At 72.8% G+C, this 19,264-nt stretch carries 24 protein-coding genes; 17 read left to right on the top strand and 7 right to left on the bottom strand.

Annotation, left to right across the window (positions count from 1 at the left end; genetic code table 11):
* Positions 1-46: 46 nt before the first annotated feature.
* From BI06_RS24000 to BI06_RS23985, 5 genes are all read left to right on the top strand, one after another.
* Positions 47-763: a DUF2993 domain-containing protein gene (locus tag BI06_RS24000; RefSeq protein ID WP_030397540.1), complete on the top strand. Its 717-nt coding sequence runs from the start codon at positions 47-49 to the stop codon at positions 761-763.
* Between the two features lie 236 nt (positions 764-999).
* Positions 1,000-1,080, top strand: a complete 81-nt coding sequence (locus BI06_RS55555) for an Ms5788A family Cys-rich leader peptide (RefSeq protein ID WP_350517234.1) — start codon at positions 1,000-1,002, stop codon at positions 1,078-1,080.
* A gap of 257 nt (positions 1,081-1,337) precedes the next feature.
* On the top strand, positions 1,338-2,171 hold the full coding sequence (locus tag BI06_RS23995; RefSeq protein ID WP_030397541.1) for a sulfurtransferase: 834 nt from the start codon (positions 1,338-1,340) through the stop codon (positions 2,169-2,171).
* 40 nt (positions 2,172-2,211) lie between these two features.
* Positions 2,212-2,502: a DUF1416 domain-containing protein gene (locus BI06_RS23990; protein WP_030397542.1), complete on the top strand. Its 291-nt coding sequence runs from the start codon at positions 2,212-2,214 to the stop codon at positions 2,500-2,502.
* Between the two features lie 69 nt (positions 2,503-2,571).
* Positions 2,572-2,850: a DUF3099 domain-containing protein gene (locus BI06_RS23985; RefSeq protein ID WP_030397543.1), complete on the top strand. Its 279-nt coding sequence runs from the start codon at positions 2,572-2,574 to the stop codon at positions 2,848-2,850.
* Here the strand turns inward: BI06_RS23985 and BI06_RS23980 are convergent.
* Positions 2,844-3,212: a DsrE family protein gene (locus BI06_RS23980; protein WP_030397544.1), complete on the bottom strand. Its 369-nt coding sequence runs from the start codon at positions 3,210-3,212 to the stop codon at positions 2,844-2,846. The genes BI06_RS23985 and BI06_RS23980 overlap by 7 nt on opposite strands.
* 272 nt (positions 3,213-3,484) lie before the next feature.
* On the opposite strand from BI06_RS23980, the gene BI06_RS23975 reads away from it, so the two are divergent.
* The 3 genes from BI06_RS23975 (at position 3,485) to BI06_RS23965 (ending at position 5,637) form a co-directional block, all read left to right on the top strand.
* Positions 3,485-4,087: an FABP family protein gene (locus tag BI06_RS23975; RefSeq protein WP_030397545.1), complete on the top strand. Its 603-nt coding sequence runs from the start codon at positions 3,485-3,487 to the stop codon at positions 4,085-4,087.
* A gap of 103 nt (positions 4,088-4,190) precedes the next feature.
* Positions 4,191-4,655 carry a Fur family transcriptional regulator gene (locus BI06_RS23970; RefSeq protein ID WP_030397546.1) on the top strand — a complete coding sequence of 155 codons (465 nt, stop codon included), beginning with the start codon at positions 4,191-4,193 and terminating at the stop codon, positions 4,653-4,655.
* A gap of 19 nt (positions 4,656-4,674) precedes the next feature.
* Positions 4,675-5,637, top strand: a complete 963-nt coding sequence (locus BI06_RS23965) for a folate-binding protein YgfZ (protein WP_030397547.1) — start codon at positions 4,675-4,677, stop codon at positions 5,635-5,637.
* A gap of 33 nt (positions 5,638-5,670) precedes the next feature.
* Here BI06_RS23965 and dtd read toward each other — a convergent pair whose 3' ends face one another.
* Positions 5,671-6,111 carry a D-aminoacyl-tRNA deacylase gene (gene dtd, locus BI06_RS23960; RefSeq protein WP_030397548.1) on the bottom strand — a complete coding sequence of 147 codons (441 nt, stop codon included), beginning with the start codon at positions 6,109-6,111 and terminating at the stop codon, positions 5,671-5,673.
* Positions 6,112-6,636: 525 nt separating this feature from the next.
* Here dtd and BI06_RS23955 point away from each other — a divergent pair.
* The 3 genes from BI06_RS23955 (at position 6,637) to BI06_RS23945 (ending at position 8,751) form a co-directional block, all read left to right on the top strand.
* Positions 6,637-7,218: a hypothetical protein gene (locus tag BI06_RS23955; RefSeq protein WP_051741685.1), complete on the top strand. Its 582-nt coding sequence runs from the start codon at positions 6,637-6,639 to the stop codon at positions 7,216-7,218.
* A 75-nt stretch (positions 7,219-7,293) separates the two neighbouring features.
* Positions 7,294-8,250: an asparaginase gene (locus BI06_RS23950; protein ID WP_043471272.1), complete on the top strand. Its 957-nt coding sequence runs from the start codon at positions 7,294-7,296 to the stop codon at positions 8,248-8,250.
* Between the two features lie 285 nt (positions 8,251-8,535).
* The gene (locus BI06_RS23945; protein WP_030397551.1) at positions 8,536-8,751 is read left to right on the top strand and encodes a dodecin; all 216 of its coding nucleotides are present in this window, start codon (positions 8,536-8,538) and stop codon (positions 8,749-8,751) included.
* Between the two features lie 13 nt (positions 8,752-8,764).
* Here the strand turns inward: BI06_RS23945 and BI06_RS23940 are convergent, their stop codons facing one another.
* Genes BI06_RS23940 through BI06_RS23930 form a run of 3 tightly spaced genes read right to left on the bottom strand, consistent with a single transcriptional unit; the run spans position 8,765 to position 11,684 of the window.
* On the bottom strand, positions 8,765-9,589 hold the full coding sequence (locus BI06_RS23940) for a heme ABC transporter ATP-binding protein (RefSeq protein WP_043471269.1): 825 nt from the start codon (positions 9,587-9,589) through the stop codon (positions 8,765-8,767).
* Positions 9,586-10,659, bottom strand: coding sequence for an iron ABC transporter permease (locus BI06_RS23935; RefSeq protein ID WP_043471267.1), 1,074 nt, complete (start codon positions 10,657-10,659; stop codon positions 9,586-9,588). The genes BI06_RS23940 and BI06_RS23935 overlap by 4 nt, the downstream gene beginning before the upstream one ends.
* Positions 10,656-11,684, bottom strand: coding sequence for a hemin ABC transporter substrate-binding protein (locus BI06_RS23930; RefSeq protein WP_043471265.1), 1,029 nt, complete (start codon positions 11,682-11,684; stop codon positions 10,656-10,658). The genes BI06_RS23935 and BI06_RS23930 overlap by 4 nt, the downstream gene beginning before the upstream one ends.
* 171 nt (positions 11,685-11,855) lie before the next feature.
* Between BI06_RS23930 and BI06_RS23925 the strand changes: the two genes are divergently transcribed.
* From BI06_RS23925 to BI06_RS23915, 3 genes are all read left to right on the top strand, one after another.
* A complete protein-coding gene (locus BI06_RS23925; protein WP_233290267.1) occupies positions 11,856-13,394 on the top strand; it encodes an HtaA domain-containing protein in 1,539 nt (512 codons plus the stop codon).
* 38 nt (positions 13,395-13,432) lie between these two features.
* On the top strand, positions 13,433-15,115 hold the full coding sequence (locus BI06_RS23920) for an HtaA domain-containing protein (RefSeq protein WP_051741683.1): 1,683 nt from the start codon (positions 13,433-13,435) through the stop codon (positions 15,113-15,115).
* Positions 15,116-15,482: 367 nt separating this feature from the next.
* On the top strand, positions 15,483-17,039 hold the full coding sequence (locus tag BI06_RS23915) for a hypothetical protein (protein WP_043471259.1): 1,557 nt from the start codon (positions 15,483-15,485) through the stop codon (positions 17,037-17,039).
* A 112-nt stretch (positions 17,040-17,151) separates the two neighbouring features.
* Here the strand turns inward: BI06_RS23915 and BI06_RS23910 are convergent, their stop codons facing one another.
* Together BI06_RS23910 and BI06_RS23905 are read right to left on the bottom strand one after the other, a co-directional pair.
* The gene (locus tag BI06_RS23910; RefSeq protein WP_043471256.1) at positions 17,152-17,340 is read right to left on the bottom strand and encodes a DUF397 domain-containing protein; all 189 of its coding nucleotides are present in this window, start codon (positions 17,338-17,340) and stop codon (positions 17,152-17,154) included.
* On the bottom strand, positions 17,333-18,184 hold the full coding sequence (locus tag BI06_RS23905) for a helix-turn-helix transcriptional regulator (RefSeq protein WP_082558635.1): 852 nt from the start codon (positions 18,182-18,184) through the stop codon (positions 17,333-17,335). The genes BI06_RS23910 and BI06_RS23905 overlap by 8 nt, the downstream gene beginning before the upstream one ends.
* Positions 18,185-18,435: 251 nt before the next feature.
* On the opposite strand from BI06_RS23905, the gene BI06_RS23900 reads away from it, so the two are divergent.
* Genes BI06_RS23900 through BI06_RS51105 form a run of 3 tightly spaced genes read left to right on the top strand, consistent with a single transcriptional unit; the run spans position 18,436 to position 19,204 of the window.
* The gene (locus BI06_RS23900; protein ID WP_051741679.1) at positions 18,436-18,801 is read left to right on the top strand and encodes an ATP-binding protein; all 366 of its coding nucleotides are present in this window, start codon (positions 18,436-18,438) and stop codon (positions 18,799-18,801) included.
* Positions 18,798-19,031, top strand: a complete 234-nt coding sequence (locus BI06_RS23895; protein WP_043471250.1) for a hypothetical protein — start codon at positions 18,798-18,800, stop codon at positions 19,029-19,031. Before BI06_RS23900 ends, BI06_RS23895 begins: the two co-directional genes overlap by 4 nt.
* Positions 19,028-19,204, top strand: coding sequence for a hypothetical protein (locus BI06_RS51105; RefSeq protein ID WP_158516460.1), 177 nt, complete (start codon positions 19,028-19,030; stop codon positions 19,202-19,204). The genes BI06_RS23895 and BI06_RS51105 overlap by 4 nt, the downstream gene beginning before the upstream one ends.
* Positions 19,205-19,264 lie beyond the last annotated feature (60 nt).

Here is a 19,264-nt window from a genome sequence, read left to right as displayed (position 1 = left end):
ACAGCGAACGACAGCGAACAGCGACCGGCGACGACGGGGGAGAGCGATGCGCGGCTGGCTGAAGGCGACGATCGGCCTGGTGGTGCTCTCGGGGGTACTGGTGGGCGCCGACCGGATAGCCGTGGGGGTCGCCGAGGACGAGGCGGCCGACCAGATCCTGAAGAGCGGCCGGATGAGCCAGAAGCCGCACGTGTCGATCGAGGGCTTCCCGTTCCTGACCCAGGTCGTCTCGCAGAAGCTGGACGATGTGCGGATCTCCGCGGACGGGCTGACCGTCGGCGAGGGCAAGGACAAGGTCGCGCTGCACTCCTTCTCGGCCAGACTTTCCGGTGTCGAGGTGAGCGACAACATGAGCAGCGCCACCGTGGCCACCGGTTCCGGCTCCGGTCTGATCGACTACGCGGACCTGTCGCGGCTGCTGCCGCCGGCCTCGGAGCTGGTGCCGAACGCGGGCCGGCTCTCGCTCGGCGGCGGCACCAGGCTGAGCCTCTCCTACGGCGGGCCCGGCAAGGTCAAGGCCTCGCTCGGGCCGCTCCCGGTCGGTGAGGCCTCGGTGCACAACAAGGGGAACACCGTGACGGTGGACGGCTTCCGGATCAGCGCGATGGCCTCGCTGCTCGCCGGGGTGTCCGACCAGGCCATCGCCCCGATCAGCTTCACCCTCGCCGCGCTGCCCGCCGGGCTGAACCTCGCCTCGGTGACTCCGCAGGAGGACGGCTTCCGGCTGGCCTTCGAGGGCAAGGACGTCAAGCTCATCGGCTGACCGCCGGCCGGCCCGACCCCGCCGTCCACCGTTCCGCTCCGCGAGACGCGCTGTCCAGCGCCGGCCGCGGAGCGGTGCTGTTCCCACCCCAGGACCGGCCCCCGGGGCCGTGTCGGCCGGGCCGTGGCCGGTTCCCGATGCCCATGGAAGGGTCAAATCCCAGCATCCGAGCGATCTGGTCTCGGTATTCGATACGCTGATGACAGCGGGCCTCGGGTGTCCCTAGCATCGTCGGCATGAAGCGACAGACGGACCTCACGAAGCGGCGGGCGGTAGACCTGTGCCGCGTGGCCGCCTGTCTGTGTCGAATGCGCTGACTCGGCGTCCTGGCAGGGCAGTTGCCGCCCGCCGCCGATTTCTCCGGTGACCTGTGCCAGCCCCTGGGGCCGGGCGCGGCCGCCCTGCTCCGCACCTCTCGCCCGCTCGTACCGCACGCCGCCGTATGTCCCACTATTCGGACAGGAATTCGGACCGGCCTCCGACGGGCGACCGCACCCCCGCTGCGTCGCAGCACCCGAAGCAGCCACCAGCAGCACCACCTTCCGCAAACCGCCCCCGGATGGAGAACAACACCATGAGCCGCAGCGACGTCCTGGTCGACGCCGACTGGGTCCAGGCCCGCCTGGACGACCCGAAGGTTGTCATCGTCGAGGTCGACGAGGACACCTCCGCCTACGACAAGAACCACATCCGCAACGCCGTCCGGATCGACTGGAAGTCCGACCTCCAGGACCCGGTCCGCCGCGACTTCATCGACCAGGCCGGCTTCGAGGCGCTGCTCAGCGCCAAGGGCATCGCCAACGACGACACCGTCGTGCTCTACGGCGGCAACAACAACTGGTTCGCCTCCTACGCCTACTGGTACTTCAAGCTGTACGGCCACGGTGACGTCCGCCTGCTCGACGGCGGCCGCAAGAAGTGGGAGCTCGACTCCCGCGACCTGGTCGCCGAGGTGCCGCAGCGCGCCGCGACCGAGTACACGGCGCAGGCCGTCGACTCCTCGATCCGCGCCTTCCGCGACGACGTGATCGCCGCCATCGGCACCCTCAACCTGGTCGACGTCCGCTCGCCCGACGAGTTCTCCGGCAAGCTGCTCGCCCCGGCCCACCTCCCGCAGGAGCAGTCGCAGCGCCCCGGCCACGTGCCCTCCGCGCGCAACATCCCGTGGGCGAAGAACGCCAACGACGACGGCACCTTCAAGAGCGACGACGAGCTCAAGGCCCTCTACGAGGCCGAGGGCATCGACCTGGCGAAGGACACCATCGCCTACTGCCGCATCGGCGAGCGCTCCGCGCTCACCTGGTTCGTCCTGCACGAGCTGCTCGGCCAGGAGAACGTGAAGAACTACGACGGTTCCTGGACCGAGTACGGCAGCCTCGTCGGCGTGCCGATCGAGCTCGGCAACTGAGCCGCCTGCTCCACCCGTAAGGCTGAAGGGAAGACAAGACATGTGCGGTGCGAAGGCCGGTGGGCCTGACCTGGCAGGAGTTGACGTGGCGAACGAGACGATCATCCAGGGTTCCGTGACCCGCGACGGCGAGCCGGTCAACGGCTACGTCCGACTGCTCGACGAGGGCGGCGAGTTCACGGCTGAGGTGCCCACCTCGGCGACCGGCCAGTTCCGGTTCTTCGCCCGCCCGGGCAAGTGGACCCTGCGGGCGCTCATCCCGGGCCAGACCGTGGACCGCCAGGTGGTCGCCTCCCAGGGCAACCTGACCGAGGTCGCGATCGCGGTCTGACCGTCCACGACGGATCGGCGTCACCGAGGGCCCCTGCCGTGCGGGGGCCCTCGGGCATACCGTGGACGTGTGCAGGCACGTCGGCGACACCGCTACTACTTCGCCATGATGGGCGTCTGCCTCGGGCTGTTCGTGCTGGCCTGGGGCGTGGTCCGGTTCTGGTCCGTCCCGGCCGCGATCGCCATGTGCGTGGTCGCGATGGTGATCCCGCCCGCCGCCGCGGTCTTCGCCAACAAGCGGGACCCCGAGGACGACTGGTGGAACGACCCGCGCTGGGAGGACCCGAAGTGGGACGAGCCCGGCCACGACCGGGACCGCCCCGACCGCCCGGACCGCCGGGATCAGTAGACGAGCGCCTGCACGCCGTCGGCCATGATCTCGCTGACGAAGACCTGCGCGCCCGCGATCCGGACGCCCTCGACGGTGTCCTTCTGCTCGATCCCGCGCCGCACCGCACACTGGGTGCAGAGGGTGACCGTGCCGGCCGCCAGGACCGACTCCAGCAGGTCCGGCAGCGGGGCCGCGTGCGGCAGCTCGAACTCGGCCGCGCGCCCGGGCAGCGCGAACCAGGACGACTCCCCGGTCAGCCAGAGCGAGACCTCGACCCCGCTGGCGACGGCGACCGCCGCCACCGTGAACGCCTGCGAGCACCGCTCCGGCGCGTCCGCTCCGGCGGTGACCTTGATGACGAGCTTCTTCTGAGACGACATGCGGACACAGTAGATCGCCGTCGTGGTGGGGCTCACCGAGACCCGTCGGCACCGTCCGGATAGAGTGAGCGGCAGCAAAATCCACACACTGTCGCCGCCCTGGGAGCCCCCCGTGTCCGGTCTGGAAATCTTCTTCGACGGTCTGCTGGCCCTCATGGCCGTGCTGATCACCTGGTTCGCCGTCTTCTCGGTGATGAAGCTGTACCAGGGCCAGCGCTGAGCGACTGCCGTACGGTTGAAGTGATCCCGCACCGACGACAGCGACCAGGAACATGATCGAGATCCCCTCTGACCTCCACAAGGACGTCGTCCCGCTGGCCTTCCTCCTCGGCACCTGGGAGGGCGCGGGCGTCTACGCCCCCCTGCCGGGCTCGGAGGGCCAGGACACCGAGAAGTGCAACTTCGGCCAGGAGATCGTCATCCGTCACGACGGACGGCCCTTCCTGGAGTTCCGCTCCCGCACCTGGGTGCTGGACAGCGAGGGCGAGAAGGTCCGTCCGCTGGAGAACGAGCACGCCTTCTGGCGCGTGACCAGCAACCAGCACGGCGCCAGCGGTGCCCGCGGGATCGAGATCTCCTCCGTCCGCGACGACGGCACGGTGGAGATCTGGTACGGCGAGCTGGCCGACGGCAAGCCGCAGATCGACGTCTCCACCGACGCGGTGGCCCGGATCGAGGGCTCCCCGGAGTACTCGGGCGGCAAGCGGCTCTACGGCTTCGTCAACGAGGAACTGCTCTGGGTCGGCGAGAAGGCCGCCCCGAACGTCCCGCTGCGCCCGTACATGTCCGCCCAGCTGAAGAAGGTGCTCTCGCCGGCCCAGCTGATCAAGGACATCAACGACCTGCCGGACGACGGCATCGCGTTCTTCAAGTAGGAAGCACGCGACGTCCGCCGAGGCGCACAGGTGCAGGGACCGGCCCGTCGGCCGGTCCCTACACTTGCTTCAGGACCCCCGACGTTTGGCAGGGAACAGGACCGTGGCGGACACCGGCACCACCGACTGGCAGCTCTCCGGAGACTGGAAGGCCGACCTGCGCGAGCGCGGCTACCGGCTCACCCCGCAGCGCCAGCTCGTGCTGGAGGCGGTCGACGCGCTCGACCACGCCACCCCGGACGAGATCCTCGGCCACGTCCGGCAGACCGCCAGCGGCGTCAACATCTCCACCGTCTACCGGACCCTGGAGCTGCTGGAGGAGCTCGGCCTGGTCTCGCACGCCCACCTCGGCCACGGCGCCCCGACCTACCACCTGGCCGGCCGCCACCACCATCTGCACCTGGTCTGCCGGGACTGCGAGAAGGTCACCGAGACCGGCACCGAGATCGCCCAGCCGCTGATCGACAGCCTGCGTGCGCAGCACGGTTTCGACACCGACCTCAAGCATTTCGCCATCTTCGGCCGCTGCGCCGACTGCTCCGCGAAGCGCGCCGCCGAGCGGTCGTAAGCTTGCCGGTATGACCGGTCTGAAGAGCCCGCTGCTTGCGCTGCCCGGAGCCGTCCCCGCCGAGGGCGCCGACGAGGGCGTCGCCGCCCACTACGGCGACATCTTCCGCGAGCAACGGAGCCTCGCCCAGGGGTCCGGCTTCGTCGACCTCTCGCACCGCGGGGTGCTCACCGTCACCGGCGACGACCGGCTGAGCTGGCTGCACCTGCTGCTCACCCAGCACGTCAGCGCACTGCCGTCGGGGCAGGCCACCGAGGCGCTGGTGCTCTCCCCGAACGGGCACGTCGAGCACGCCCTCTACCTGGTCGACGACGGCACCACCACCTGGGCGCACGTCGAGCCGGGCACCCAGCAGGCGCTGATCGGCTACCTGGAGAGCATGAAGTTCTTCTACCGGGTCGAGGTGGCCGACGCGACCGCCGACTTCGCGGTGGTCCACCTGCCGGCCGGCTCGACCGTCTCCGCCGAGGGCGCGGCCGCCGTCCGCGAGCTGACCTACGGGCGGGACCTCTTCCTGCCGCGCGCCGAACTCGCCGCGCTGACCTCGGGCTACGGCCCGGCGGCCGGCGTCTGGGCCTACGAGGCGCTGCGGATCGAGGGCCACCGGCCGCGGCTCGGCTTCGAGACCGACCACCGGACCATCCCGCACGAGGTGGACTGGCTGACCACCGCCGTCCACCTGCAGAAGGGCTGCTACCGGGGACAGGAGACGGTGGCCCGGGTGCACAACCTGGGGCGGCCGCCGCGCCGGCTGGTCTTCCTGCACCTGGACGGCACCGAGGAGGTGCTGCCCCCGCACGGGACGGAGGTGCGGCTCGCCTCGGACCCGCAGGGGCGCTCGCTCGGCTTCGTGACCTCCTCGGCGCGCCACCACGAGCTCGGGCCGGTCGCGCTGGCCGTCGTGAAGCGGAACGTGCCGGTGGACGCGGTGCTGCTGGCCGGCACGGTGCCGGGCACGCAGGACGTGATCGTCCCGCAGTAGCGGAGGTCCGGCGCGGCGGATCCCGAAGCGGGGTCAGACCTCGACCAGGACGGTGAACGGGCCGTCGTTCACCAGCGCCACCTTCATGTCGGCGCCGAAGCGGCCGGTCTCGACCTCGGCGCCGAGCGCGCGCAGCTGGGCGACCACCTCGTCCACCAGCGGCTCGGCGACCGGGCCGGGTGCGGCGGCGTTCCAGGTGGGGCGGCGGCCCTTGCGGGCGTCGCCGTAGAGCGTGAACTGGCTGATGACCAGCAGTGGCGCCGCGATGTCCGAGCAGGACCGCTCGACGCCGTCCCCGTCGGCGGGCAGCAGCCGCAGGGTCCAGAGCTTGCGGGCGAGCTGGGCCGCCTTGGCGGGGGTGTCGTCGTGGGTGACGCCGACCAGGGCGCAGAGCCCCGGCCCCTCGATCGCGCCGACGGTCTCGCCGGCCACCGTCACCCGGGCCTCGCTCACTCGCTGCACCACTGCTCGCATGCGGTCATTCTGCCGGAGGCGGTGGGGGCGCGAGCAGGCCCCCCAGGGGCGCCTGTCGGCCTGGCGTGCGCCGGGTAGCGTGCGCCTGCGCGCTCCTTGGCGCCGCTCCTGCTGCGAAAAGCTTCGGTCGTATCAGCCACCCCTCTTCGCCAGGGGGCCGTTCGGGTGCACGGGCGGTGCGGCGGCGGCGGGCGGGGTGGCACGCTGGGGGACCGTACAAGGGCGGAGCCGGCCGTCCGCCGCGTCATGCGGGGGAGGCCGGGCACGTCCGTGGTCCGGGGCGCCGAAGGTCCGCCGCGCCGGGCCCGGTTCGGCCGGGCGGTCGAGCCGGTAGGTCAGGCGTTCTGGTCGTGTCGCCCTGGTGGGTGGCCACGGCCGGGGGAGGGAACCATCGCGGGCGTCCGGGCGTGCCTCCGGACGGGAACACGCGCCGACGGCGCGCGCGGCGGTGACGGGCCGGACCGGCGGCAGGCGACGGGGTGCCGCGAGCGGGCGGGATCGGGACGACGGCAGGTGGGTTGGTTGATGGACGCGATCGGCACGGCACAGGACCGGTACGAGCGGGCGCCGGAGGACCCCGGCTCCGAACCGGACCTCGGGGGGCTGGGCCTGGACCAGTTGCGGATCCTGCGCCGGGAGACCCTGGAGCAGGAGGAGGACCTCTCCTACCTGCGGCGGCTGCTGCACGGCCGGATGGACATCCTGCTGGCCGAGCTGGACCGCCGGCCCGACGGCGGCGCGGCCCGTCCGGCGGACCCGGCGGAGCCGGCCGGCGCGCTGCTGGAGCGGCTGCCCGCCATCCTCACGGACGCGGCGCCGACCGTCCGCCGCTCGGCCCGGCACGTCACCCTGGGGCCGCCGCGGGGGCAGCAGTCCCAGCTGGAGGCGGACACCCTGATGGGGGACGTGCAGCTGGCCGACCTGTCCGCGCACCCGGCGACGGAGCTGCTGGCGGCGCTGGAACGGCTGCGCGCGCACGAGCGCGAGGTGTCCGGGCGACGGAAGCGGCTGATGCGGACGGCGGACGGATGCAGTGCCGAAATCACCCGCAGGTACCGTGATGGGGAAGCACGGGTCGACGACCTGCTCGCAGGCGGCCCGCTCTGATCGGACGAGGCACCCGGGGTGGGGACGGGCCCGGCTCGCCCCCGGCCCACCCTCACCTCCGGAAGGCTCTTCGCCATGTCCAATCCTGCCCTGCCCGTGCTCGCCGAGGTCGTCCGTTCGGGCTTCGTCGAGGGCCGGCACCACGGCTCGCTGGTCCTGCTCGCCGCCGACGGCTCGGTCGAGTTCGCCCTCGGCGCGCCGGACGCCCCGGTGTTCCCCCGCTCCTGCGCCAAGCCCTTCCAGGCGGTGGCCACCCTGCGGGCCGGGCTGGCGCTGGAGGGCGAGCAGCTGGCGCTGGCGGCGTCCAGCCACTCCGCAGAATCGTTCCACCTCGCCGGTGTGCGGCGGATACTCGCCGACGCCGGCCTCGACGAGAGCGCGCTGCGCACCCCGGCCGACCTTCCGCTGGACGGGATGGAGGCCGAACTCCACCTGCGCTGGGGCGGTGACCACGAGCCCGTGCTGATGGACTGCTCCGGCAAGCACGCCGGCTGGCTGGCCGCCTGCGTGGCCAACGACTGGCCCACCGACAGCTACCTCGACCCGGCGCACCCGATCCAGCGGCTGGCCCGGGAGGCGCTGGAGGAGGCCGTCGGCGAGACCTCCGCGCACGCCGGGGTGGACGGCTGCGGCGCGCCGCTGCTGGCCGTCAGCCTGACCGGCCTGGCCCGCGGCTACCGCTCCCTGGTGCTGGCCGAGCCCGGCACCCCGCAGCGCCGGGTCGCCGACGCGATGCGGGCGCACCCCGAGTACGTGGCCGGCACCCGCCGCGCCGACACCCGGCTGATGCGGGCGGTGCCGGGCGCGCTCGCCAAGATGGGCGCCGAGGCCGTCCAGGTGGTCGCGCTGCCGGACGGCCGGGCGCTCGCCTTCAAGATCGAGGACGGCGCGGAGCGGGCCCGCGGCCCGGTCCTCGCCGCGGCCCTGCGCCGGCTCGGGGTCACCACCGAGGACGGCACGATCGACCGGATCGCCGCCGCGCCGCTGCTGGGCGGCGGCATCCCGGTCGGCGAGGTCCGCGCGGCGTTCTGATAGTCGCCCGCTCGCCTCCGGGGCGCTTTTGTCCGGTGCCGACGGTCGTTGCTCCCTCGCTCCTTCGTCGCTCCCTCGCGCCTCCCTTTCGGCACCGGCGCGCCCCTTCGGCTCGGGGCGGGCGGGCGGTTGGGTCCCGGGGCGGGCGGGCGAGTGGGTCCCGGGGCGGGTGCGCCCGCTCCGGGACCCTGCGGCCCCGCTCCGTCCGGCGGTTGCCGGAGTGCGGACGGGCGGGGCCCGGTGCACGGTGGATCGGGGGCCGTCGCACAGCTGAGGGAGTCCGCCATGAGCGAGCACGTGTACCGGGTGACCGAGATCGTCGGGTCCTCGACCGAGAGCATCGACGCCGCGATCCGCAACGGCGTGGAACGGGCCTCCCGGACCCTGCGCAACCTCGACTGGTTCGAGGTGACGCAGGTCCGGGGCCATCTCGCGGACGGGGGGATCCAGCACTTCCAGGTCGGCCTGAAGATCGGCTTCCGGCTGGACGACGAGGGCTGAGGGCGGCGCGCGTCTACCCGCGCTCGGGCAGCACCAGCGGCACACCCGTCCGCGGGTGCGGCAGCACCTCGACCGGGTGCCTGTACACCTCGCTGAGCAGCGGCGCCCGCAGCACCTCCGCCACCGGCCCGTCGGCGACGGTGGCGCCGTCGGCCAGCAGCACCACGCGGTCCGCGTAGGCCGCCGCCAGCGACAGGTCGTGCAGGACGACGACCACGCCGTCCCCGGCGGCGGCCCGGGTCCGGGCGAGCCGCAGCACGAGTTCCTGGTGCCGCAGGTCGAGCGCGGCGGTGGGTTCGTCCAGCAGCAGCAGGGCAGCGCGCTGGGCGAGCACCCGGGCCAGCGCGACCCGGGCCCGTTCGCCGCCGGAGAGGGCGGTGAACGGCCGTCCGGTGAACGCGGCGGACTCGGTGATGGCCATCGCCTCGGCCACCACCCGTTCGTCCTCCTCGGCGGCGGTGGTGCCGGCCCAGGGGGCGCGGCCCATCCGGACCACCTCGTCGGCCGGGAACGGGAAGGACAGCGCGGCCGCCTGCGGGAGCAGCGCGCGCCGCCGGGCCAGGTCGAGGGGCCGGTAGTCGGCCAGCGGGCGGCCGTCCAGGCGGACTTCGCCCGCGCTCGGGACGAGGTCGCCGGCCAGGACGGAGAGCAGGGTGGACTTGCCGGCGCCGTTCGGTCCGAGCAGGGCCACCACTTCGCCGGCCGTGACCCGGACGTCCGCGCCGGCCAGCAGTTCGCGGCCGCCGAGGCTCAGCCGGACGGCCTTCGCGGTGAGCAGTTCGCTGCCCGGCGCGGGGCGTTCGGGCGCCTCGGGGCGGTTGCGCAGTCCGAGCCTCATGCCCAGCCTCCCTGCTTGGTCCGGGTGCGGCGCAGCAGCCAGAAGAAGAACGGGCTGCCGATCAGCGCGGTGAGTACGCCGAGCGGGAGTTCGGCCGGTTCGGCCAGGGTGCGGGCGGCGAGGTCGGCGGCGACCAGGACGAGCGCGCCGGCGAGCGCGGAGGCGGGCAGCAGGAAGCGGTGGCCGGGGCCGGCGAGCATCCGCAGCAGGTGCGGGACGACCAGGCCGACGAAGCCGATGATGCCGCTGACCGCGACCGCGGCGGCGGTGAGCAGGGCGACGACGGTGATCAGCACCAGCCGCATCCGCTCGACGTCCACGCCGAGGTGCCGGGCGGGCCGTTCGCCGAGCGCCAGCAGGTCCAGCGAGCGGGCGTAGCGGGGTGCGACGGCGAGGCCGACGAGCGCGAACGGGAGCACGCCGAGGACCTTGCCCCAGGTGGCCTGGGAGAGCGAGCCGAGCTGCCAGAAGGTGACCTGGCTGATCGCGGCGGTGTCGGCGGTGAACAGGAACAGGCCGATCAGGGCGCCGCAGAAGGCGTTCACCGCGACGCCGGTGAGGATCAGGGTGACCACTTCGGAGCGGCCGCCGGAGCGGGACATCGCGTACACCGCGAAGACCGTCAACAGGCCGGTGACGAAGGCGGAGGCGGTGACCGTCCAGGTGCCGAGCGCATCCAGGCCGAGCACGATGCAGCCGACGGCGCCGACCGCGCCGCCGGAGGAGACGCCGATGACGGCCGGTTCGGCGAGCGGGTTGCCGAACACGCCCTGCATCAGGGCGCCCGCGCAGCCGAGCGAGCCGCCGACCAGCAGGGCCAGCACGACCCGGGGCAGCCGGACGTTCCAGAGCACCGACTCGGGGACGCGGTCGAGTTCGTGGCCGCCGAGGCCGAGCCGGTGGCCGAAGGAGGCGAGGATGTCGCCGAGCGGGATCCGGTAGGCGCCGGTGCCGGCCGCGAGCACGGCGCAGACCACCAGGGCGACGGCGAGGCCGGCGGTGAGCAGGGTGGTCCGGCCGGGCCGTCGCACGGTCGTGGCGGCGCTGCCGCCGGTCGCGGTGGCGGTCACTTGGCGGCCTTGGGGTAGAGCTGTTCGGCGATCTCGTTGATCACCTGGGGGGTGCGCGGGCCGTAGCTGAGCAGTTGGCCGTCCTCGATCGAGACGATCCGGCGGTCCAGGCCGGCCGGGGTCTGGGCGACGCCGGGCAGCTTGAGCAGGCCGTCGACGCCGCCGACGGAGTCGAGTCCCTTGCTCATCACCAGGATCGCGTCGGGGGCGGCCTTGACCAGGGCCTCGCTGGTGAGCGGGGTGAAGTCGCCGGTGAGGCCGGCGGCGGTGCCGGCGTCCTCGCCGCCGACCGCCGTGATCAGCGAGCCGGCGCCGGAGGCCGGGCCGCCGAGCAGGTAGACCGAGGCGCTGCCGCGCAGGTAGAGGAAGGCGACCTTGGGGTGGCGGTCGACGGCGGGCAGGGCGGCCCTGGCGGCGGTGATCCGCTGCTCGGTGCGCTCCTTCAACTGCTTGCCGGCGTCCGGGACCCCGAGCGCGGCGGCGACGGTGTCGATGCGCGGGCCGACGTCCTCCAGCCGCTTGGCGTCGTCGAGCACGAGCAGGGGGACGCCCGCCGCGCGGATCTGGGCGATCGCCTCGGCCGGGCCGGTGGAGCGGTCGGCGAGGACGACGGTCGGGTGCAGCGAGAGCACGCCCTCGGCGGAGACGTCGTGCGCCTGGGTGATCACGGGCAGGGCGGTGGCCTGCTGGAAGGTCGTGGAGACGTCCCGGGCGACGACCTCGGGGCCGAGGCCGAGGCTGAAGACGATCTCGGCCAGGCTGCCGTTGAGCGGGATGATCCGCTCGGCGCTGGCGACGGTGACGGCCCGGCCGTCGGCCGAGGTCGCGGTGGCCGGGAGCGCGGGGACCGGCGCTTCGGGCAGCGGTTCGACCGTGTCCGGGGCGCGTGAGGTGCCTGCCCCGGCGGCCGCGCCGGCGCCGCCGGAGGCCGAGCCGCAGGCGGTCAGGGCGAGCAGCAGGCCGAGGAGCAGCAGCAGGATCGCGGGCCCGCGGGCGGCCCTGGTTCGGGGGGTACTGCTGCTCAAGGTCGTTCCCTTCGATGGGAGTTGACGCCGCCGGGAGTGGGGGTGCGGGGGCGGTCGACGGGGCTCTTGACTCATATATTAGGTTAGCCTTACCTAAAGTTCGCAAGGGGGTCTGGGCTGCGCCGACCCCGATTCCGGCCTGCCTTCCCGTCCCGCCGAGGAGTGATCCGCGTGCCTCTGCCCCATCGGCTCCGCCGCATGGCCGCCGCCCTGGTGACCGCCCTGGCGGCCCTGCTGACCGTTCTGGTCCTCCCCGGCCAGGCGGTGGCGGCCGAGGGCAAGGTGTCCGGCGGGCGGCTGGACTGGGGGATCAAGCAGTCCTTCCTGACCTACGTCACCGGCCCCATCGCCCAGGGCACTTGGGCGCTCACCGGGGGAGCCGCCACGGTGTCGGGCAGCGGCTTCCGGTTCCACTCGGCCACCGGCTCGTACGACCCGGCGAACGGCGCGCTGACGGCCGCGTTCTCGGGCGGGGTCCGGTTCACCGGGCACCAGGAGAACGGCGCGAACGCGCTCGACCTGAGCATCGGCCGGCTCACCTTCCGGGCCGCCGCGGGCGGCGCGGCCGGGCTGTACGCGGACGTCAGCAGCAAGTCCCGGGAGACCGGGCAGGTCAGCAACGCGAGCCAGGCCAAGCTGGCCGAGCTCTCGCTGGCCGGTGTCGACCTGCGCGGCGCGGCCGGGACCCTGACCCTCAGCAACGTCCCGGCGACCCTGACCGACGCGGGGGCCAAGGCCTTCGGCGGCTTCTACACCGCCGGGACGGCCCTCGACCCGGTCAGCCTCTCGGTCAACCTCCCGGCGGCGCAGGCCGCACCGACGGCGACGGCTCCGGCCTCGCCGACCGCCGCGGCCCCGTCCGCGTCGGCCCCGGCGCCCGTACCCAGCACGACGGCTCCGACCGCTCCGACGGTCCCGACCAGCCCGGCCGCCACTCCGCAGGCCGCGCCCGCCACCGAGTTCGCCAACGGCGCGCTCGACTGGGGCGTGCGCCGGACCTTCCGCGACTACGTCACCGGCACCATCGCCCAGGGCCGCTGGGAGCTGTCCGGCGGCGCGGCAGACGGCGGCGCGTTCTACCGCTGGACGCCCGCCAAGGGCAGCTACGACGCGGCCACCGGCGCGCTCACCGCCGCCTTCACCGGCAGCGTCCGCTTCACCGGGCTGAAGAGCGGCGACAGTTACGGCCTGGACCTCACCCTCTCCAGCACCGCCGTCACCGTGGCCGAGGGCAAGGGCGTGCTGCGCGCCGACGTCTCCGGCCGCACCCCGGACGGTGCCACCCAGCAGCTCACCGGTGTCGAGCTGGGCACCTTCGACCCGGCCGGGCTGACCACCGAGGGCGGCCTGCTCAAGGCCGTCGAACTCCCGCTCATGCTCACGGAGTCGGGCGGGAAGGCTTTCGGCGGCCTCTACCCGGCTGGCACCGCGATGGACCCGCTGAGCTTCGCGGTCGCGCTCGACCCGGCGGCCGCGCTCCCGCCGCTGCCGGACCTCGGCAGCGTCCCGGCCGTCGCGCCGACCCCGTCGGCCACCACCGCTCCGCCGAGCACACCCGCCGCGGCGCCGGTCGCCGCGGACGCCGGTGACTCGGACGGCGTCCCGACGGCGGCCCTGGTCGGCGGCGGCCTGCTCGTCGTCGCAGTGGCCGTGACCGCAGGTCTGTTCGTCCTCCGCCGCCGTCGTACCACCCCCGCCGACGCGGCCTGAACCCCTTCCACTTCCCCGCTCACCGAACGGAGACCCCCATGTCCCGCAACCGCACCCGGATGGCCGCCCTGGCCGCCGTCACCGCCGGCCTCGGCCTGACCGCCTTCGGCGCCCCGGTCCTGGCCTTCGGCGCCGGCGCGCCGAGCAGTGTCACCTACGACACCGGCTCGCTGGACTGGGGGGTCAAGGCCAGCTTCCGGAGCTACGTCACCGGGCCGGTCGGCCAGGGCGCGGTGGAGCTGAGCGGCGGCGCGACCACCAACGCCGACGGCAGCTTCCACTTCGGGCTGGCGAGCGCGAGCTACGACATGGGCAGCCACGCGCTGACCTCCGCCTTCACCGGCGGGGTGCGGTTCACCGCCCACCACGGCGCGCTGGACGTGGGTCTGAGCGACCTGAAGATCACCACCGCCGGGACGGTCGGCACGCTCACCGCCGACACCGCGTCCAAGGAGGTCGTGGGCGCGCCGGACGTCACCCGGCGCGACGACGTCCCGCTGGTGACCTTCACGGTCGGCCGGGACACCACCAACGGCGTGCCGACGGCGGCGAAGCTGACCGAGGAGGGCGCCAAGGCCTTCGCCGGCTTCTACGCGGCCGGGTCGGACGTGGACCCGCTGTCGCTGCTGCTCAAGCAGAGCCCGGCCACGCCGTCCCCGACCGCCACGCCGACGCCGACCCAGACGCCTACGGCCACCGCCACGCCGACCGCCACCGGCAGCCCGACGGCCACCGCCTCGCCGACCGCCACGGCGTCGCCGACCGCTACCGCTTCGCCGACGGCCACGTCCTCGCCCACCGCGACGGGCAGCCCGACCGCCACCGCCTCGCCGACCGCCACCGGTTCGCCGAGCGCGACCAAGTCGCCCACCGCGACCGGCAGTCCGTCCACCGCGCCGAGCACCGGTGAACTCGCGGTCGTCAACGGCACCCTGGACTGGCAGGTCAAGGAGAGCTTCCGCAAGTACCTGCAGAGCCCGGTGGCCAACGGCAAGGTCGAGTTCGCGGGCGGCGCGGCCGACTACCGGTTCGGTGGTGCCAAGGGTGCGTACAACACCAAGACCCACGCGCTCTCGGCGGGCTTCGCCGGCTCGGTGCGCTTCCTCGGCCACCCGAGTGAGGGTGGGGGCTACCAGCTGGACACCACCTTCTCCAAGCTGGGCCTGAGCATCGACAAGGACGGCGCGTTCCTGACCGCCGACGTCAACGCCAAGTCCCTGGACGGGAAGACGAGCACGCTGTCCGGTGCGCGGATCGCCGAGCTGGACCTCTCCAAGGCGAGCCTCGCCCCGGTCAACGGTGTGGTGACGCTCAACGCCGTCCCGGCCAAGCTGACTGCGGAGGGTGTGCCGGCCTTCGCCAACTACAAGGCGGGTGAGGCGCTCGACCCGGTGACTGTGTCGCTGGCCTTCGACAAGAACGCCCAGCTGCCGACCGGTAGCTCGGCCGGCGGCACGGGCACGACCACCGGCGGTACGGCCGGTGGGACCGGTAGCGGTACCGGCACGGGTACCGGTTCGGGCACGGGCAGCACGGTGGGTGGTGCGTCCCTCACCACCACCGGTAGCGGCACCTCGTCGATCGGCGGCTCCGGCGCGCTGGCCTCGACCGGTTCCGACACCCCCGTGATACCGCTGCTGGCGACCGCCGCCGGCCTGCTGCTCATGGGTGGTGGAGCCACCACCCTGGCCCGCCGCCGCCGCGCGTCCCTCAGCGCCTGATTCTTCGGTTGGTGAATGCTGTGGCCCTCGCTCGATTCGAGCGAGGGCCACAGCGCTTTGTGCAGGAAGTCGGCGCAGGTGGAGCCATCGCCGTTGCGTACCCAGAGTGTCCGTGCTGACACTTGCCGTGAGCGCACGGTTCGGATCCGTCGCGTTCCCACCTGAGACGACCTGCATGGGAGGCCGAGAGAACGTGCTGGGACGACGGATTCCGGGGGAAGGCGGTGGCGAGGGGCGAGGACGCCGTCTGCTGAGCGCGCTCGCGTCGGTGGGCGCCATGGCGCTGAGCGGGGGTGCGCTTCTGCCACCGCCTGTGGCAGTCGCCGCGGTGGCGGTTGACGCGGCCGTGGCTGCGGACGCGTGTTCGGTGGCGAACGGTACGACGGTCTGCGACACCGTCGGCTCCTTCACCTACACCGTGCCGGAGAACGCGCGGCAGGTCCGGTTCACTGTCGTCGGCGGGGGTGGCGGCGGGGGCGGCGGGCTCTCCGGTGCCGGGGGTGGAGCCGGTGCCGCGATCGTCTGCACCGTCACCGGCCTGGCACCGGGCACGGCGCTGGCGGTGACGGTGCCCGACGGCGGGAAAGCCGGTGGACCGTTGCAGGGCTCGCAGGCCCTGAGTCCTGCCGGAGGCGGCCAGGCCGCCTCCGTCACCGCTTCTGGTCTGGTCATCTCCGCCGCCGGTGGTGGAGGCGGCGCCGGCAGCGTCGTCGACCTCGGCAACCTCGGTGGCGTCGACGGCAGTGCCGGTGGCGGCAGCGGCGGGGGTGCGGGCGGCATGGCGAACGGCTCTCCGGAGGAGACCGGCGGCCAGCCGGCTACCTCACCGACCTGTACCGCGTCCGGCAACGGGCTGACGGCTGTCACGGGTCCGGCCGCCACCAGCACCGCCGGGCGATCCGGATTGGTAGGTGGCAGCGGCGGGACGATCTCTCCTGACGGTTTCGCACCCCAGTGCCCCGAGGCTGGCTTCGGCGGCCCGGGCGGCCCGGGCGGCCCGGGCGGTCTTGGCGGTCTGCTCGGCCTGGGCGGCCTGGGCGACCTGGGTGACCTCGGATTCGGCAATGGTCGGCCGGGGTGTGTCCTGATCACTCCCGTCCTGTCCTGCCCTTCCGACGGGTCCGCTTCCGTCTGCGCCCCCGGCCTCGCGCAGTACACGGTCCCCGCCCGGACCAGCACGCTGACCGTCACGGCCGTGGGCGCCGCGGGTAGTGGCGGCGGCGGTGGCGGCGGTCAGGGCGCCAGCATCATCTACGGCGACGGCGCCGACGGCCAGGGCAGCACGGGCGGTGGCGCAGCGGCAGCCCTCACCTGCACGTTCACCGGGCTCCAGGCGGGCACCGTCCTGGACATCACGGTGCCCTTCACCACGCCCGGCGGGGCGGGCGGACGCGGCGGAGGCGGCTACAGCACCACCACCGCAGGCCACCCCGGCGACGGTGGCCAGGGCGGCCAGGCCGCGTCCATTACCGGCCCCGGCGGAGTCGCGGTACTCGCGCCCGGCGGGGGCGGCGGGGCCGGCGGCCACGGCTCCGCCAGCCAACCCGCAGGTGGTGACGGAACCGCCGGCAGCCCGGCGGGCCAGGGCGGCGGTGCCGGTGGATCAGGCGGCTTCGCCCGGGCCACCGGCGGTCAGGCGGGTGCCGACCCGATCTGCGCAGCCACCATCGGCGGCGTGAACGCCACACCCGTCGTCTACACCGGCACCGCCGGTGGCACGGTGACCGACAGCCGGACCGGCAGCGCCGGTGGGAGCATCTCCCTGCCGCCCGCCGTCACCAGCAGCTGCGCCGCCGGGACCGGCAACGGCGGAAGCGGGGGCAACGGCGGTAGAGGCGGCGAGAGAGGACGGGCCGACGGGCAGATCGGCGCGAAGGGGACCGACGGCGGCATCGGCTGCGTTCTCATCGTCGCCACTTCGTGACCGGGGCTAAATGCTGTGGCCCTCGCTCGATCCGAGCGAGGGCCACAGCGCTTGGCGCAGGAAGTCGGATCGGCCGACTTCCTGCGCCAAGGGGAAGTTGATGAGGCCGAGGTTATGCGTGGTCGAGTTCGCCGGTCTTGATGGTGCCGAGGAGGGCGGCGAAAGAGGGCGGGGTGGTGTGGAGGATGACGCCGCCGTCGTCGGACTCCCGGAGTTCGACCAGTTCATCCGAGACCCGTACTTCGATGCACTCATTGGACGCGCCGCTGAAGCTGGACTTCTGCCATATGGACTTACTCATGTTGGCCCCTGATGGATCGAATGAAAGTTCGCGACTCGTCGTCGGACAGCGCAAGAGCGCTCAGGCGAGCAAAGGTTGCTCGGTGGCTGGCCAGGTCCGCTGGAGCGTCGAAAAACAGAACGCCCTGGGCTGTGTCCATTTGAAGCGTTGCGAGCTCCGGGACCGGTCCTTCGGCGAACATGATGTTCTCCCCTGCACCGGGGAAGGTGTCCATGTCGAACGGGACCACTCTCACTGAGCTGGTCCCGGCCTCGGAGTCCTTGACCAGGCTGTCGAGCTGCTCGGCAAGGACCTTCCGGCCGCCGAACTGCATTCTCAGAGCTGCTTCGTGGATGAAGGACACGTGTGCCGTTCCGCTGGATCGGAGAGCTTGCTGGCGTTGAGCTCGGAACGCCGTCCTGGTGTCGATGTCGCGCTGAGGCAGCGGGGGCGAGATGCGACCGAAGACTGCAGAAGCGTAGGCGCCAGTCTGCTGAAGGCCCGGAACGTATGTGGTGGCCCAGGTGTAGATCTTCAAGGCATGGGCTTCCATCTCCGCAACCTCAAGGAAGCCCGTCGACAGCTTTCCCTGGTACCGCTCCCACCAGCCCTTCGAGCGTGGCACGGTGAAGTCGATCAGAGCTTCGATGAGCGGCTCGTTGGCGCACTTGCATGCCGCCGCGATCGTGCGCAGTCGGTCTGCGTTGACGCTGGTCTTTCCGTTCTCCATCTGTGTCACCTGGGCTGCGCTTACGCCCAGCGAGCGGGCGAGTTCGCTGCCTCGGAGTCCTGCCTGCTCGCGCATTCTTCGCAGTTCGGTACCCAGGCGGCGCTGGCGAAGCGTGGGGTTCAGACGGCCCGGCATGGCGTCCTCTCGATGTCCTGTGCTCACAGTGTGCCGTGAAGCTTGAGGGCGAGGCCATCTGTCCCCCGGGAGGGGGAATCTCTCAGAGAACTACCTAAAATTAAGTCGATGTGCCGTATGGTCTACCTCACAAGGATCGGATAGATCGTCAGCAAGTGTCCGCCTGTGAGGCTTTGGGTGCACTATGCCCGTTCGGCCCATTGATGCCTCTTCTCTTTCTTCTCCCCCCGCCTCTCCCTCGGAGGTCTGTCATGCGTGCCCTCAACCCGCCCGACTGCTCCCTCGCCCGTGCCGAACTCCGGGCCGCCCTTTCCTCCGCCGGCTGGCCGCCGGACATCATCGACGACGCTGAACTCGCTTTTCACGAGCTCTTCGTGAACGCCTGGCAGCACGGGGGCTGCCAGGCGCCCTCCGTGCTCGTCTGCCTCCGGCCCGCCGTGCTCAGGGTCTCGGTGTGCGACGACTGCCCGGACCTGCCCGAACCCTCTGGGGGCGCCGACCTCTACTCGCTCTCCGGGCGCGGGCTCCACCTCGTGCGCGCCCTCACCCACCGCTTCGGCGTCGACCCCGTCAAGACCGGCAAGGTCGCCTGGTTCGAGCTGGACGCCGCCGCGTGAACACCCCCCTCGAATCGCACGACCCCTACCTCCGCACCTACACCGAGCCCGAAGTGACCTCCCTCCTCCGCGAACTCCACGAGCGGGGCAGGCCCTTCGGCATCCTGTGGGGCTCCGCCGCCGTCAACGGCGCCACCGTCGACGGCCGCCTCCTCGTCGACTTCGGCGACACCTCCGTCGCCACCCTCCTCAACCTCCTCACCCTCCTCCGCGAAGCCGGGCCGGCATGAGCACCTTCCTCATCGGCGCCGCCTTCGCCGCCCTCCTCGCCCTCGCCATCGCCACCGTGATCACCGGCGTCGTCGCGGCCCTCAGGATCGGCCCGCCCCCGCCGCCGATCACCTGCCACGGCTGCCGGAGGCCCCGCACCCCCACGGACGGCACCCCCGACCAGGCTCGATGAAACGCCTCGGAGCAGGAAGTCGGGCGCTCCGACTTCCTGCTCCGTCGCATTTGTGTGGTT

The sequence above is a fragment of the Kitasatospora sp. MBT66 genome (genome assembly GCF_000710405.2).
Taxonomy (GTDB): Bacteria; Actinomycetota; Actinomycetes; order Streptomycetales; family Streptomycetaceae; genus Kitasatospora; species Kitasatospora purpeofusca.
Note: the sequence above shows the minus strand (reverse complement) of the source record. Positions and strands in the feature narration are given on the sequence as shown.